The organism is Winslowiella toletana (assembly GCF_017875465.1).
In the GTDB taxonomy this organism is placed as follows: domain Bacteria; phylum Pseudomonadota; class Gammaproteobacteria; order Enterobacterales; family Enterobacteriaceae; genus Erwinia; species Erwinia toletana.
Genome location: NZ_JAGGMQ010000001.1, coordinates 339,100 through 353,943, shown reverse-complemented (window position 1 = coordinate 353,943; position 14,844 = coordinate 339,100). Strand labels below are relative to the sequence as shown.

The 14,844-nt window shown below is 49.4% G+C and carries 9 protein-coding genes; 2 read left to right on the top strand and 7 right to left on the bottom strand.

Annotated elements, in window-relative coordinates:
- Positions 1-90: 90 nt before the first annotated feature.
- The 7 genes from fliT to J2125_RS01650 all read right to left on the bottom strand — a co-directional run bounded on the left by fliT (position 91) and on the right by J2125_RS01650 (position 9,641).
- A complete protein-coding gene (fliT, locus tag J2125_RS01680) occupies positions 91-453 on the bottom strand; it encodes a flagella biosynthesis regulatory protein FliT (RefSeq protein ID WP_017800050.1) in 363 nt (120 codons plus the stop codon).
- Positions 453-863, bottom strand: coding sequence for a flagellar export chaperone FliS (gene fliS / locus J2125_RS01675; RefSeq protein ID WP_017800049.1), 411 nt, complete (start codon positions 861-863; stop codon positions 453-455). Before fliS ends, fliT begins: the two co-directional genes overlap by 1 nt.
- Before the next feature lie 19 nt (positions 864-882).
- Positions 883-2,331, bottom strand: coding sequence for a flagellar filament capping protein FliD (fliD, locus tag J2125_RS01670; RefSeq protein WP_017800048.1), 1,449 nt, complete (start codon positions 2,329-2,331; stop codon positions 883-885).
- 284 nt (positions 2,332-2,615) lie between these two features.
- Positions 2,616-7,640 (bottom strand): glycosyltransferase, encoded by a 5,025-nt coding sequence (locus J2125_RS01665; protein ID WP_017800047.1) that lies wholly within the window; start codon positions 7,638-7,640, stop codon positions 2,616-2,618.
- A complete protein-coding gene (locus J2125_RS01660; RefSeq protein ID WP_017800046.1) occupies positions 7,637-8,296 on the bottom strand; it encodes a phosphocholine cytidylyltransferase family protein in 660 nt (219 codons plus the stop codon). The genes J2125_RS01665 and J2125_RS01660 overlap by 4 nt, the downstream gene beginning before the upstream one ends.
- A complete protein-coding gene (locus J2125_RS01655) occupies positions 8,272-8,877 on the bottom strand; it encodes an HAD-IB family phosphatase (RefSeq protein ID WP_017800045.1) in 606 nt (201 codons plus the stop codon). The genes J2125_RS01660 and J2125_RS01655 overlap by 25 nt, the downstream gene beginning before the upstream one ends.
- Positions 8,874-9,641 carry a class I SAM-dependent methyltransferase gene (locus tag J2125_RS01650; protein ID WP_017800044.1) on the bottom strand — a complete coding sequence of 256 codons (768 nt, stop codon included), beginning with the start codon at positions 9,639-9,641 and terminating at the stop codon, positions 8,874-8,876. Before J2125_RS01650 ends, J2125_RS01655 begins: the two co-directional genes overlap by 4 nt.
- 547 nt (positions 9,642-10,188) lie before the next feature.
- On the opposite strand from J2125_RS01650, the gene J2125_RS01645 reads away from it, so the two are divergent.
- Together J2125_RS01645 and J2125_RS01640 are read left to right on the top strand one after the other, a co-directional pair.
- On the top strand, positions 10,189-10,998 hold the full coding sequence (locus J2125_RS01645) for a flagellin N-terminal helical domain-containing protein (RefSeq protein WP_017800043.1): 810 nt from the start codon (positions 10,189-10,191) through the stop codon (positions 10,996-10,998).
- Between the two features lie 82 nt (positions 10,999-11,080).
- Positions 11,081-14,716 (top strand): glycosyltransferase, encoded by a 3,636-nt coding sequence (locus tag J2125_RS01640; RefSeq protein WP_017800042.1) that lies wholly within the window; start codon positions 11,081-11,083, stop codon positions 14,714-14,716.
- Positions 14,717-14,844 lie beyond the last annotated feature (128 nt).

The following is a 14,844-nucleotide window of genomic DNA, read 5'->3' as shown; positions in this document are numbered from 1 at the left end:
AGGGAGAATGAAGTATGGTGCAAGGCGGATAAAAAGAAAGCCGGTTGTCAGTGAACTGACAACCGGCCTGGGTTCAGGAAATGAGGGGAATTAATTGTTGTCGTGCGGCATCAGTAACTGCCCGGATAAATTTCCGTAGGCATGCAGCACATTTCTCTGCGTCGTCGAGCCGGCGATCAGGCGGCTTAACTCATCCTGCCGCTGTTGCAGCAATCTTTTTACTTCGGTTTCGTTGTCGATCAGATGGCGCAACACCGGACGAATTTGTTGCAGCGTGCGATCAGACATCAGATTGTTCTGCGTCACAACCGCCAGTTTTTCCACTGCGCTAACATAGTCAACTTCTGTCGCGATCAGCGCATCCCATTCGCCATCATTCGCCAGACGAAGCATATTCTGGCTAAGACTCAGTAAATGCTGATAGGTTTCAAACACGTGTGGCAAATGACTCATTATGAAACGTCCTGAACGGGGCTCGGAAAAGTTGATGCCTCTTTCCAGGCATCGGCAATGCCACGCAGCAGTTCTTCAACTTCTTCGATGGCGGAAATATCGTTGCGCAAATTAGCGTGGAGCAGACGACGCACCATGTAATCGTATAAAGCGAGCAGGTTATCGGCGAGCTCATCACCCGCCTCATTAATCAGTCCCACCTGCAGGCCATTCTGAATAATATTGATGGCTTTAGAAATCGCGTTTCCCTTGCCATCAATCTGACCATCCTGCATAAACAGACGGGCGCGCACCAGCGAGCTGAGCGCCCCGTCAAACAACATAATCAGTAGCTGACTCTGGCTTGCTTCCATGACGCCACTTTCCAGCTCCACTTTCTGGTAGAGCTGCGCCCCCGAATTTTTATACATGTAACAACCTTTTCAATCCTTAGCTTGAAGAAGAACTACTCTCGAACTGACTCGTCAGGTAGGTCGACGTGTTAGTCAATGAGTTAATCAACGTACTTAAATTGGTAAACTGAGTCTTATAACGCGCCATGGTCGCTTCGATACTGGCTTCCATTGCATCGTAACGATCGCTTAAATCATCGATGGTGGTCTGAATACCATCCTGGGCATTTTTAATGATGCCCTCTTTGCCCACCGTGGTGCTGAGCATATCGGTCAGCTTGGTATTCATGGTGGTGGCAAAGCCGGTGGTCGAGCCGTCGCCGATAAAGAAGCTGCTGACTGCCTGTGGATTGTTGGTCAGGGCAGTGGTCAGCTTAGTCTCGTCAATGGTTAACGCACCGGTAGAACCATCGCTCTGGGTGGTGGGATCAATGGTGATACCCATCTGCGCCAGAATAGAGTAAGAGCCGCCGCTCTGTACCGTGGTCAGCATACTGGCCAGACGGGTCTGCACCGTACGCACCACGTTATCACCCAGCAGGGCGCCATTGGTGCTCGACTGGTCTTCACCAGAGGATACTGCGGTATATTTTGTGGCTGAGGCGATGGTTGACTGCAGCGAGTTATAGGCTGTCACAAACGCTTTAATCGCCGTCAACGTGGTATCAGTTGATGCGCCGACGGTCAGGGTTTCGCCATCGGTACTGCTGCTGGCGGATTTCAGGTTCAGCGTGACGCCAGTTAACGCGTCGGTGATGGTATTGCTGCTGCGTTCCATCGCCACGCCGTTGACCGTCAGCTTGGCGTTCTGGGAAGCGGTCTGTACCGACATATTTTGCGTGCCGGTTGCGGTTGAGTCATAGCCAATCAGACCTTGCAGTGTGTCATCACCGCTAACCGAAAGGGTAATATCGCCATCGGTACCGCTGGTTTTCGAACTCAGCAGCAGGCGGTAGTCGCCGTTGCTGGCGGTAATGATAGATGCGCTGACATTACCCGCGCTGCTGTTAATCGCACTGACAATGCCACTCAGCGTGGTCTGGCTGTCTTTCAGCGTAATAGTCAGCGGATCGCCGCTGCCCTGGCTAATCGACAGCGTACGGGTGCCGTCGGTGGTGGTTTCACCTAGCTGGGTACTTTTGCTGCTGAAAGAACCAGAAATCAGTGACTGCGCTTTGGCGATCTGCTGAACATAGACACTGTAATCGCCGGTACTGGCGGTGGCGTCAGTCGTCGCGGTAAATGCCGTGTTGCTGCTGGTTACCGAAGTCGCGGTAAACGCGCTGGCTTTGGTTAACGCAGCGACCGCGGTCTGCAATGATGTCAGTGAGCTTGAGAGCTTGCCGTAAGCAGTCAGTTTCGATGTATAGCTGGACTGCTGCGTGGTGATCGCAGTTAATTTGGTTTTTTCAGCTGTTTCTAAAGAGGTGTAGAGCGTATCCAGATCGAGGCTGGTCCCTACACCAAGACTACTTACAGTCGCCATAATTAATCCTCAGGTTAAACGGATGTACGAGAGGCATATCGGCCTTAATGGGGAAAAGTTTAGATCTGCTGGCGAAAAATGATGGGCGGAATAACGTACTTGTTTATAGGTAATTAGCGGGATAGCGTTCGCGGCAAAAAAAACGCGGATGTCAGTTACCTGTAAGCATAAACACAGCAACCATCGTGATGCTTTGCAGTGGTCAGAAATGCGTGCCAACCCCAGTTGCCGGGAAAACGCATTTCCCGGCCCGATCATCGCTGAGCGGGCCGGGGGCTATCCTGCTAATCAGGCAGCCAGATTTTTGCCCATTTTTTAAGTGGTTCGCCGGTTAGCATCCAGTCTCTGAGTACGGCTTCACGTAAAGCATCGCCGCTACGCCATGAGGCTTCCCGGTCGCTCAGGTGTGTTTCGATCGCCTCTTTCCACGCCTGAGATCGATTGCGCACCAGCGTCACTGGCAGATTATTGCGATAACACTCCAGATCGCTGGCAATAACCGGATAACCACAGGCGCCGAATTCGAGCAACTGCACATGACTTTTGCAGCGATTAAACAGGTTGTCTGCAAGCGGAATCAGCGCGAGGTCCAGATTTAACGATGCCAGTTTAGCCGGATAATTATGCACATTCATATCTACGTGGAATTCATAGACATAAGGGCGTAAATGGGCAGGGCACATCCCTACGAATACCCATTCAACTTTATCGGCTAACGCGCGGACAACATCACTAATAATCTCCAGATCAAGCATATCATTGACGCCACCGGCCCAGCCAATGCGAGGTTTTCTGCCCTGAGCCCGCAGAGGGGCCAAATGTCCCCATTCTCCGACCGGGAGCCGGGTTTCAGCAATCCGTATATCTGTATGCGCGTTGGCAAAGCGTTCAGCTAACATCGGAGTGGCAACAACAAAACGGTCAACCATACTCAGACTTTTTTGGATTGAGCTCAGCATTTCCACCGATATATTGCTTTGCCCACCACGCTGCTGCGCCAGGGCTGGCAGGTAATCATCTAACTCCATCACTTTAAAGGCATGCGAAAACTTACTAATACGCGCCAGCCACTGTTGATCCTCTGGCGTCATTAAGCGCTGAAACACAATGCTGTCAGTTTTGAACTGAGCAAACTGCGGAATACTCATCAACTGTGCTGATAATGTACCCTGCACCAGACCCGCATTTTCCATCGCCTCAAAGGGATGAATGATCCGGTAGTGGCCGCTACCGGCCAAATCGGCCATATGCGCCATCACAGTGGGAACCGGATCCCAGTAAACCGGCCGCCAGGTGTGTTTGCTGTCATCTGACAGTGCAAAACCTTCGCCACTCAAGGTCAGGTTACTGTTATAAGAGGGATCCTTCGCGATAAGGGGTAACCATTTACGATACATCTCATCCTGTTCATCCTCAAAGCGTTTGCGTTTCGCCTCAGCGGTGGCGGTGTCAACTTTATTCTGGCTGAGGTTGCCTTCATGCATCAACATGGCATAAGGCGTCCATACCGTCATAAAACCAAGTTCGCGGACTTTGAGACAAAAATCAACGTCGTTATAGGAAACACGGAACTGTTCTTCATCAAGGCCGCCAGCTGCCTCGTAAACCTCTTTGCGCACCATCATGCAGGCAGCGGTTACGGCGGTGTAGTTCTGGTCGGCGATAAGGCGGTTAAGATACCCTGTTTCGTCACCCGATCTGCCGATAAACGGATGGTCAGCCGGGCCACGTAAACCAAGCACCACGCCGGCATGCTGAATACTTCCATCAGGGTAGAGTAGTTTTGCACCGACAATCCCCACCTCCGGGCGCTGCGCATGGTTAAGCATGTTTTCCAGCCAGTCTGGCTGAATAATCGCGGTGTCGTTGTTGAGCAGAACAAGGTATTCACCGCGCGCCTCTCTTACCGCCATATTGTTGATGGCTGAGTAGTTAAACGGCAACGGATAGGGGAGCACTCGCAGACGATCCGGGTCAACTTGCGCAATATTTTCCAGCCACTGTTTGGTCTCATCTGATTCGCTATTATTATCTACAATCAGAATTTCATAATTCGAATAGGTGGTTTTTTCCAACAGCGTAATAATGCAGGTAATAAGTACCGGTAGTTGATCCTTGGTTGGTATGATAATCGACACCAGAGGTTCGGACGGTACATTGTATTTCAGTCGCCATACACCAGGGTACTGGGCATTGACTGTTGCATTTTCATAGCCACGATTATAGAGATGTTTCTCCAGAATCATTTTTTGCTGTTCGCAATGGTTCAACGTATAAGGAAGGCGCACAACAAACGGCTCATCCAGATGACCGATAACCGCAATGCCTTTTTGCTCAATAATGCGTGTTATGTATTCAAATTGCATTGCATCGGGCCATTCTTGCGAAAAACCGCCGAGTTCAATAAACGTATTGCGATTGAACAGCCAGTTCTGCGCCATGATGCCAGGCATGCTTAATAGCAGGTCGAGGTTAAAATCAGGCAAGAACGCCAGACTATTAATCTCGTCGCCCTCGGCAAGAACGGCGTCACTGTAGACAGCAGCGCAAGCCTGAGCCATGGGTAATTGTAACCTGGCAACCAGCGTGCCGTTACGCGTTAATCTTTCACCCGCATTGAGCAAAACAAACCAGTCATGCTCATTTCCCAGCACCCACTGATTAATCGACGCAGCCAGTTCCGTTTTGTCTACTGTATAAATATTATGATCTGCAACCGCAGGCAGCGTTTCGCCAGTCAAATTAAATATGACCGGTTTCAGCGTTAGCGAACCCATCTGCTGATTCAGCTTCGCCAGATTGTTCAACGTTGAATGAAGATTATCCTGCAAGTTATTTACCAGAATTAAGCAGTTAAGACTGGTTAACTGAGGATGAAGCTGTTCATGCTCATCAATAAATCGTATCTGTGCTGCAGACGGCGTACGAGCCGCCAGCCATTCGTTCATGCCTGAAGAGTGTACGACCGGCTCAAGCAGTGACAGTTGAGCTGACTGCATGAAAAACGCGATGTTATCGATAAAGTCATTTGGCGTTCGGACGCTAGCGCTGCTGATGATTCTGACATCACACAGTCCCTCTTGATTAGCGATAAAGGGAATGTCCAGCACACGCTCATGCGTGCTTTCGATCAGTTCTTCTTTAACGATATTACCGTTAACGACTACCTTAATCGAGAAGGGAAATTGATCATATCCCTCTGGCGGAATAGCGGTGATATTTAACTTCAGAGACGTCTCTTTCGGCGTCGTGCCGATAATGGCCGGAGTCAGTAACAAATGCGCATCGTCGCTGACTTTAAACCAGGGCTGTCCTGGTTTACGGACCAGGCCGTCTAACGGTGTTGCATTAAACTTATCGTCACGCCATCTGGATTCATGGCTATCAGCCGCATTGAGCTTGAGTGGATCAAATGTTACGGCATCGTGCGCAGACATTAAAACCAGCGCGGGCTGATCTGCTGAACGCATAACCAGGCGTTTGAAATTGCCGCGGGCAAGCTCCTGCAACCCACGCGTTATTTGATGAGCGCTGGTTGGAATCAGACCTTTATCGGCGTCAATAAACAGTACAGCATGATGACGGTAAGGTTTTTCTTCCAGCGTTTGTTGCCAGTCATTGAGGGACTTATAAATATTGTCGCCTTTGCTGTCATCGCTAATAACGGTGATACGCGAAAAGGCCAGCCAGTTGTCAATCTGCGCAGCCAGTAGCGTTTTGTCAGAAGAGGCGGTGTTTTCCCCGTAAATAACCACATCGAGAGGGGGATGGTCGATGATTGTCGTCGCGACCCGGTTAGTGGAGCGACCATCCTGGAAGATACCATGTAAAAACGCGGTTCGGTTCGCCTGAGCTTTACTGCAGTACTGTTTATGATGTTGAAAAACATTACGCAGATGACTGATAAACGTTTCGTCATCATTGAATTCAAGACCAATATCACGCCATGCATTGCCCGGTGCGTTCGGGTTGTATTCCCAATGCGAAACCCTTTTCTCGGCTGAATAGAGAATAACAGGTCGGTCAAGCGTCATAAATTCATAAATTAAAGACGATGCGTCAGCAAGCAGAATATCAGCCCGGGCAAAGCTGTCAGCAATACTTGCTTCCGGATTATCGACGAGTTCAACTAATGGATCTTGCTGGCACTGTTCCCGCCATTTACTCATCAGATTGGCGAAAATGGCTTTATCAATAACAAAGGTGTGTTCATGCTGAACGATCGCCGGATGTGGCTTAATGATTATCCGCGCATGCGGATAAACGCTACGAATCAAATCAACCACGCGCTCGCCAAAGAATACGGCTGCGCTGATTTCAGGGTTGTAGGTAGGCGCAAAAAGAATGGTGAGATTGTTATGGTCGACCTCTTTTTTGCCAATCTGGAAAACCTGATCGACCCAGGAGTTGCCGGTTATCAGAAAACCTTTACGCGGTAATACACTGGATTGCAGCGTGTCTTCAATATCCCATGGGCTGCCACAGAGGTAATCGGCATAATTGTACTGGCTTTCTGCAAAACCATAGCGTGTTACAGAACCATGGCGCATACCAATTAACTGAACATTATAGGTGTCGCAGTAATCTCGCCAATATTCAGCGCCCCAGCCATCAGCAACGGCAATCACATCGGGCTTATAAGCCATGATCTCATCAATGGATAGCGTGACAATACTGTCGCTAAACATCGCAGCGAGGGGTTTCAGTGAGCGGAAGTGAAACGGCATACTGCCGTGACAGGCAACTTTAAGAGTGTGGTTGACGCCATCGAAAGCTTTTGGTCGCGTTAATCGAAAAATTGCTGCGTTTTCCGCCGGGGAAATCAGTTGGCAACCTTCGTACTGAAATCCCATCAGGCCAGCAAATGATTGCCAGGTTTCAAGTTCATCATCTCTGCCCGCTAAGATGAGAAGGGCATTGTCATTCATAAAGGTGGTGGCGCGAAGCAGTACGCGCAACCTGACAGTATCGTCGCTAAAGCCTCTGAGGCCATCAGAGAAGACCACGCAGTCATATTTCTGCTCGGTTTCGTAATCAAGGATGGCTTGATTATGTAATGTAATATTATCCAGACTGGAGTGGCTGGCTTGCGACGATATGTGATTGATGCTGGGGAGGCGACTATCTAAAACGACGACCTGATTAAAGCAGGCGGCAGCGTCCAGAGCGAGATCGCCGTAGCCACCATCGAACTCTATGTAGTTATTTTTTTCGACCGAGAGTAATGAAAAATCAAATTTCTTCATGCCCATTGCGCATTTCTCATTGCCACTATTGGCGTCGTTGATTTTTTTTTCGCTGACTATCATGATCTTCCCCAACCATTAGTCGTAATATCTTTCGCCATATCCAGGTCCTGAATGGTATCGATATCAAATGCATTTATATTAAACAGCGACATCGGTAAAAAAGATGTCAGTGACTCGTAGACGAATATTGGCTCATCAACAACCATTTCAGGGGTGATGATCGCGATTCCAGTCCATTCAAGTGGATATTCAGTTTCGCGCGTAAAATTTGTCACTGCACTGCCTTGCGGGTTAACACATACTCTTACGCCATCACTGGTGGTATAAGAGGACACGCCGATCAAAACATGTTCCTGTTCACCCGCGGAAACAAAACGTGCAAAACTCTCGTCTTCAACCACGGTATCCGCATCAATGATCAGGAAACGCTCAGATAAATGACGAGCAACACGCCAGATACTTTGTAGCGTATTGGTTTTCATATAATCAGGATTACGAACAATGATACAGTCGGGACGCAGACGCTTTGCCTCCTGAATAACGTCTTCTTCCTGGAACCCCACTACAATCCACACGTTTTCAATCTGTTGCAAACGCTCAAGGTGATAATGAAGCAGGGTTTTCCCGGCAACTTCGACCATACATTTGGCGCGGTTCAGACCAAGACGAGAGCCAATGCCCGCGGCACTAATTACAACATGTTTAACAGACGACATAATGCGCTCCCGTCATACACGATAAAGTCACTTAACTTGCATAAAACTTTATTGGGTTCATGCGTAGCGCCAAATGCGATGCGCCAGTCAGCTTCTTCAAACATCGGAACATCATTCATCCCTTCGCCTACCGCCACGATGTGGTCAAAATGCTGACGAAGCGTGCGGATCGCGTCCGATTTATTGAGAATATGTTTAACGCCACAAAGCTGGCCACCCTGATTCAGTTCGGCAATAGAGGTAAAACTCTGGATGCCAAGTTTGTTTAACAGCGGTTTGACCCACAGATCAAGGTTACCGGTGATAACAAAACATTGACCAGGATGCTGTTGAATAAAGTTAAGAATGGCTGACTGAAACTCTACGCGTGTTTCCAGCGCATCATGGATCCACCCCAGATTGGCGTCTTTTAATAGCCGCACGCGCAATTTAAAAGACTTTTCGAACGGCAGTAGACCCGCAATGGTAGCTTCAGTCAAAACTGAAATCTCATCATCTAACCCGACTGATGATGCAATCAGCGGAAGCAGTTCCTGACGGGTAAGCGTGCCGTCCAGGTCAAAGCAGTATGCAGTTGTCATGCATTACCTCTGCGGCTAATTAAGGTAAACAATTGATGGGTTTCTTTTCGGTTAGCGAGTGCTTCGCCAAAAGGAGACTGCCAGGGCAAGCGCGTATAGTTCTCAGCAGGCATGATGTTGATAATCATTTCGTCCATTTCATTGGTTGAACGATAAATAGCTGAGTAGTTATCTTTAAGTTCTTCTGAGTAAAACTCTTTTAATGTCAGGCGATCGCTGACAGCCAGAGGCTCACGAATATAAATGCTGCCACCTGGCGTGCAGAGCCGGGCTGCATTTCGCAACACAGATTGACAGTCGACATCATTCAGATAGAGCATCAGGCCCGAAATGATAATCAAATCGAAGGGCGGAGTGAGCAGCAGCGACTCATCGTTCATCTCAGTGACAGACATCACCTGGAAATGCGATTCATGAGCAACATTTTCCTTCGCCAGCTTTTTGGCCTGTTCAATCAGTGAAGATGAAAAGTCGATGCCTAAATAAGTGATTTTTTTCTCTTGCGCCGCAAAAAACCAACTCCAGCGCCCAATGCCACAGCCTAGTTCTAAGACACGGCTTGGCATATTTTGCGCAAGATGCTCCAGCAGGAGCTTTTTCTCAGTGCTGTCTCGCTGGCTCACTAAGTCAGGGTTTTGATCCTGATACATCGTGGCGCTTAGCGGGTTGTCGTATTCAGCGTTACCGCGCGCTTCGAAGAAACGCTGTGTTGACTGGTAATCTATATCAACGGCAACGGAGCTAATCCGCTTGTCATTGCTCATGGTTGAGTTCCTAAATGTGTTCTCACATACCAGTTTATCGGGGTTATCTGTGAGCAATCGGTAGATAAAAACGTCTCAATACCGCTATTTTTGCCATTCAGGAAAATTGATGGGGTTGACTGATAGTCTTAAAATATTAACTGGCAGGCCTGAAGAGGCGACATTTTGCGTGGCGGAAGGCCGGATCAGAAGGGGAAATAATGTATCTGCAGCCTAAGGGGTTTTCTTCGCGGTTGTCATATTGGAGCGCAACGTAAAATAGTGGGCATGATATCCACACTGAGATTAAGAATTAACAGATAAATCTGGCGGTAAAATTACGGTTCTCTTTCCCTGATTTGCTATCAATCTGCTAATGTAGTCATGCATTGAATAGCCAGTGGTTTAAATATTTTAAATAAAAACACTTAACATTCAGTGATTTAATAATTAATTTCATTTTTTTCTAAAGATCAGAATCAGGCTTCCGATAATTTGGTTGACGGTGAGAGACGCCGTGAGCTGTAAGGCTCATACCTAAACCCAACTGAATTTAAAGGATACTACCATGGCCGTTATCAATACTAACATCATGTCCCTGACTACTCAGAACAACCTGAACAAATCACAGGCTTCTCTGAGCACCGCCATCGAGCGCCTGTCTTCTGGTCTGCGTATCAACAGCGCTAAAGACGACGCAGCAGGTCAGGCAATTTCTAACCGCATGAGCTCAAACATCAAAGGTCTGACTCAGGCAGCACGTAACGCCAACGATGGTATCTCTCTGTCGCAGACTGCTGAAGGTTCACTGAACGAAATCAACACCAACTTACAGCGTATCCGTGAGCTGACTGTTCAGGCGAAAAACGGCACCAACAGCGCTGACGACATCACCTCCATCCAGGCTGAAGTTGATGCACGTCTGTCTGAAATCACCCGTATCGGTGAAGCAAGCAAGTTCAACGGCACCTCAATCTTCAACAGCACTGGCAGCGTGAAAATTCAGGTTGGTGCAGATGATGCATCTGGTGCGAACGTTATCTCTATCGCTCTGTCAGGTTCAGGCTTCCAGGCTTCTACTCTGGGTTCATCATTCTCCGTAACTGGTGGTGACCTGTCTGCTCTTGATGCTCGCATCAAAAACGTTGACAGCGCACGTAGCGACCTGGGTGCGATTCAGAACCGTTTTGAATCTACCATCAACAACCTGAACACCACTGTGACCAACCTGTCTGCGTCTCAGTCACGTATCCAGGATGCTGACTACTCTACTGAAGTTTCTAACATGTCTCGTGCGCAGATTCTGCAGCAGGCTGGTACCTCAGTACTGTCCAAAGCCAACCAGACTACTCAGAACGTACTGTCTCTGCTGCAGTAATTGTTCTAAAGTTAAAAGACGAACCCGGCTAAGGCCGGGTTTTTTTTGCTTAAGCCCACATTCGATGGCGCGGAGAAAATAGATGAAACGGATCCTTTTAACGATTGATAAAATTAACCGGTTTACTGATTGTGAAACAACATTCCTTGATATTGTTGAACACTTTCATCATAAGGGCTGGCAGGTAGATATTGTCACCCGTATTGTCGATGGCCATTTCCTTAAGCAATTGCGCGAGTTCAAAGATCAAGGTCAGGTCAACTATTACACTGAAGACCAGCATTCGCTGGCGCAGAGCTATCAGTTGATCTGGATTTGTCAGGGTTATATGAGCGCCGCAATGATTTCCGCACTACAAGCCGGTGAACTCTCTGGCGTTTGCGTTTTTCATCACTATTTCAACTATGCCGATCAGGATCTGCCGTATGGCGCCTCACTCGAGAACAAACTCGCGTGGCGCAGTCTGGCGGTATCCAACGTCTCCGCCACCAAAATGGCGCTTAAGGGGATTGACCAGCGCAAACTCAAGATTTTTCCATTGTTGGTTAGTGAGGCGTTTTGTCAGCCATTAACCATGCCTGCACCACAAGCGCTTACCCGCATTTTGCTGCTCTCAGCAGACAAAAGTGAAGAAGTTACCACCTTAACCTCGTTACTGGCGGAACAGGGGATTGTCCTTGACTGCCTCAATACTGGCCGTGGTGAAGTTGAAGTGACCCCTGAATATTTACAGGACTATCAGGCCGTCATGGGCGAATCGCGACTGATTGCCCAGGGGCTGGCATTGGGTCTGCCTGCGTATGTTACCGATACCTTTTATGGCGGTGGTTATGTCAGCCAGCATAATCTGGAAACCCACCTTGATCGTCATTTTCTTGCCGATGTGGATATGCAGATTGCCAGTACGGAAGCGTGGGCCGCTGATATTGTTGATCATTTCGCTACAGCACAGCTGTGGGCGCGTGGCTGGCGGCAGGAAGCGATTGCTCGCTGGGGGTTAAACCCGCATCTGGAGCAGATTGTCCAGGAATTGCCGGAAGCGAAACCGCTGTCAATTAGTCAGAGCGAGGCGGCGAGCCTGACATTACACCGTAAAGTGGTCGCTGAGGACGCTGAGAAATCACGCGTGCTTGAAAACTGGCTGAAAACCCGTCAGCCATCAGTGACACGTATTGAAGTACTGCGTTCTTTCCTGCAGCAGTCACCTGCGGCTGCGGATATTGGCGTGGTGATTGTGCAGCAGCCGGGTGAGGAGGATGCCGTTAAAGCGTCACTCGCTTCGCTTCAAACCCAGCAACTGGCGGCGCAGCAGGTGTTGCTGGCTGAAGCAAGCGACCTGAGCGCGCTGTTCGCGACGAGCGAGCGGACATCGTTGTTAGTGATCAATGCAGGAACTGTTTTGCAGCCGCAGGCGCTATTACTGTTTGCCGAACATTGCCTGCGTCAGCCTGAAGTAGCGGTTTGGTATTGTGACACTATTAACGGCACCCACCTGCAGAATGCGGAAATGTTGTTAAAACCTGATATCAACCTCGATCTGTTACGCAGCCAACCCTATATCGGCAATCAATTGCTGGTTAATCTGGCTGCCGTGCGTGAATTCGGCGAGCTGGAAGCCAGCTTGCCACAGCTGGCGCTGCTGGATTTAGTCTGGAAGATCATCGAAACCCGGGGCACCGCGCATATCGGTCATATCTCGGACGTGTTGATGCAGATTCCGACAACTTACGATAGCTGGCTAATGCTGCCGGGGGTAATTGCAGAAAACCTGAAACTTACTACTGCCCATCTTGCGCGCTGTGGCTTGCCTGCCGACGTTGGCCCGGGACTGGCGGCAGGATTGCAACGCGTACGTTTCCACCATCAGGAACGACCGCTGGTGTCGATCATTATCCCGACGCGCGATCGCCTGCCATTACTACGGCGCTGTATCGAAAGTCTGATGGAAAAGACCCGCTGGCAGCAGTATGAATTGCTGATCGTCGATAATGGTTCACAGGATGCAGATGCCTGCGAGTATCTTGGGCAGCTGGAAGCGCTGGATCTGGCACAGGTGCGAGTGTTGCGCTGGCCTCATCCCTTCAACTTTTCGGCCATTAACAACTTTGCAGTAGAACAGGCGCGCGGAGAGTTACTGTTACTGCTGAATAACGATATCGAAATTATTGATGGTGACTGGCTTGAGGCGCTGGTGGAACACGCACTGCGTCCTGAGGTGGGGATTGTTGGGGCGCGTCTGGAGTTTCACGATGGTCGTATTCAGCACGCGGGTATTGCCACCGGGGTCGGCCTTGGTGCCGGACCTGTCTATGAAGGGACGCCGGGCGATAACCCTGGCTATATGCAGCGCCTGAATTCGATCCACAATGTCACCGCCGTGAGCGCCGCATGTATGATGGTGCGTAAGTCAGTGTATCAGGAGCTGGCTGGTCTCGATGATGTCCAGTTCCCGGTATACCTTAGCGACGTTGATTTTGCGCTGAAAGCTCGTGATGCCGGTTATCTTACCGTCTGGACACCTTATGCCCGCTTACAACATATGGGCGGCGCTACTCGTGTACTGGGTGATAAAATTGGTGTGCCATCGTTCCCCGCTGGGGAGATATTTGATGTACTGCGTGAAAAATGGCGTAACGCGCTGAGTAGCGATATCAGTTATAACCGCCAGCTGGCGAAAGTGGGCAGCAATTTCCGGCTGGGCACGCGCCAGGCGGAATATCAACAGCCGCTACCGGGGCGCCCATTGCCAGTGATGATGGCCTGTAATAAGAACTTTACCGGTTGTGGTAATTATCGCGTGATCATGCCGTTTAAGGCGCTGGAACACAATCTGGTGCTGGAAGGGGGGCTGACCCATGGTTTTCCGTCGGTAATGGAAGTTGCTGAGGTTCAGCCCGATATCCTGCTGCTGGAGCTGATTGTTGAGCCAGAAGTCTCGCAGCGTATTAAGCAGTATCGCCAGGTAAGCAACACTAAAATCATTATGGAATATGATGACTATCTGCCTAATTTGCCACTAAAAAGCGCCTTCCGCAAACAAGTGCCAAAAGATGTAGTGAGCCGTTTACGCCGTTCTATTGAACAAGCGGACTGGCTGGTGGTTTCCACTGAACCCCTGGCGGAGTCTTATGCCCCTTTTCATCATGATATCCGCGTGGCGAAAAACCGTCTGGATGTTGAGCTGTGGGGCTCGTTGACCAGTGCCCGTCGTCAGGGAAAAAAACCACGCGTCGGTTGGGCTGGGGGAAGTAGCCACACTGGTGACCTCGAAATTCTGCTGCCTTTTATTAAGGAGCTGGAAAACGATGTCGACTGGGTATTTATGGGTATGAAACCACAGGGTATCAAATGTGAATATCATATCGGTGTGCCTTTCGATTACTACCCGGAAAAACTCTCCACGCTAAACCTTGATCTGGCGCTGGTTCCGCTCGAAATAAACCAGTTTAACGAGTGTAAAAGTAATCTGCGTTTGCTGGAGTTAGGTGCATTGGGTGTACCGGTAATCTGTACCGATATTGAACCTTACCGCTGCAACTTGCCAGTGACTTGTGTGTCAAATCGCTATAAAGACTGGATGAAGGCTATTCGCGAGCATCTGTCCGATATGGATGCGCTGGCGCGTAATGGCGATGTGCTGCGTGACGCAGTGCACAAGGACTGGATGCTGCGCGATCATGGTATCGATGACTGGGCACAGGCTTGGTTACCGCGTTAATAATGAGCGCCCGCTGCATAGCAGCGGGCGTTTTTCTTTTCCTGCCGATAAAGTAATCCCCCTTTACCCGCCTGACGCTGTAGAAAATCTCGCCGTTGCCGATAACAACCAGTGAAGTTATTGCGTTA

Bases quoted from the DNA above. Each gene is read 5' to 3' on its own strand.
- J2125_RS01660 (WP_017800046.1), bottom strand. From the start codon at position 8,296: ATGTCGTCTGTTAAACATGTTGTAATTAGTGCCGCGGGCATTGGCTCT.
- J2125_RS01645 (WP_017800043.1), top strand. From the start codon at position 10,189: ATGGCCGTTATCAATACTAACATCATGTCCCTGACTACTCAGAACAAC.
- fliT (WP_017800050.1), bottom strand. From the start codon at position 453: ATGAGTCATTTGCCACACGTGTTTGAAACCTATCAGCATTTACTGAGT.
- fliD (WP_017800048.1), bottom strand. From the start codon at position 2,331: ATGGCGACTGTAAGTAGTCTTGGTGTAGGGACCAGCCTCGATCTGGAT.
- J2125_RS01650 (WP_017800044.1), bottom strand. From the start codon at position 9,641: ATGAGCAATGACAAGCGGATTAGCTCCGTTGCCGTTGATATAGATTAC.
- fliS (WP_017800049.1), bottom strand. From the start codon at position 863: ATGTATAAAAATTCGGGGGCGCAGCTCTACCAGAAAGTGGAGCTGGAA.
- J2125_RS01665 (WP_017800047.1), bottom strand. From the start codon at position 7,640: ATGATAGTCAGCGAAAAAAAAATCAACGACGCCAATAGTGGCAATGAG.
- J2125_RS01640 (WP_017800042.1), top strand. From the start codon at position 11,081: ATGAAACGGATCCTTTTAACGATTGATAAAATTAACCGGTTTACTGAT.
- J2125_RS01655 (WP_017800045.1), bottom strand. From the start codon at position 8,877: ATGACAACTGCATACTGCTTTGACCTGGACGGCACGCTTACCCGTCAG.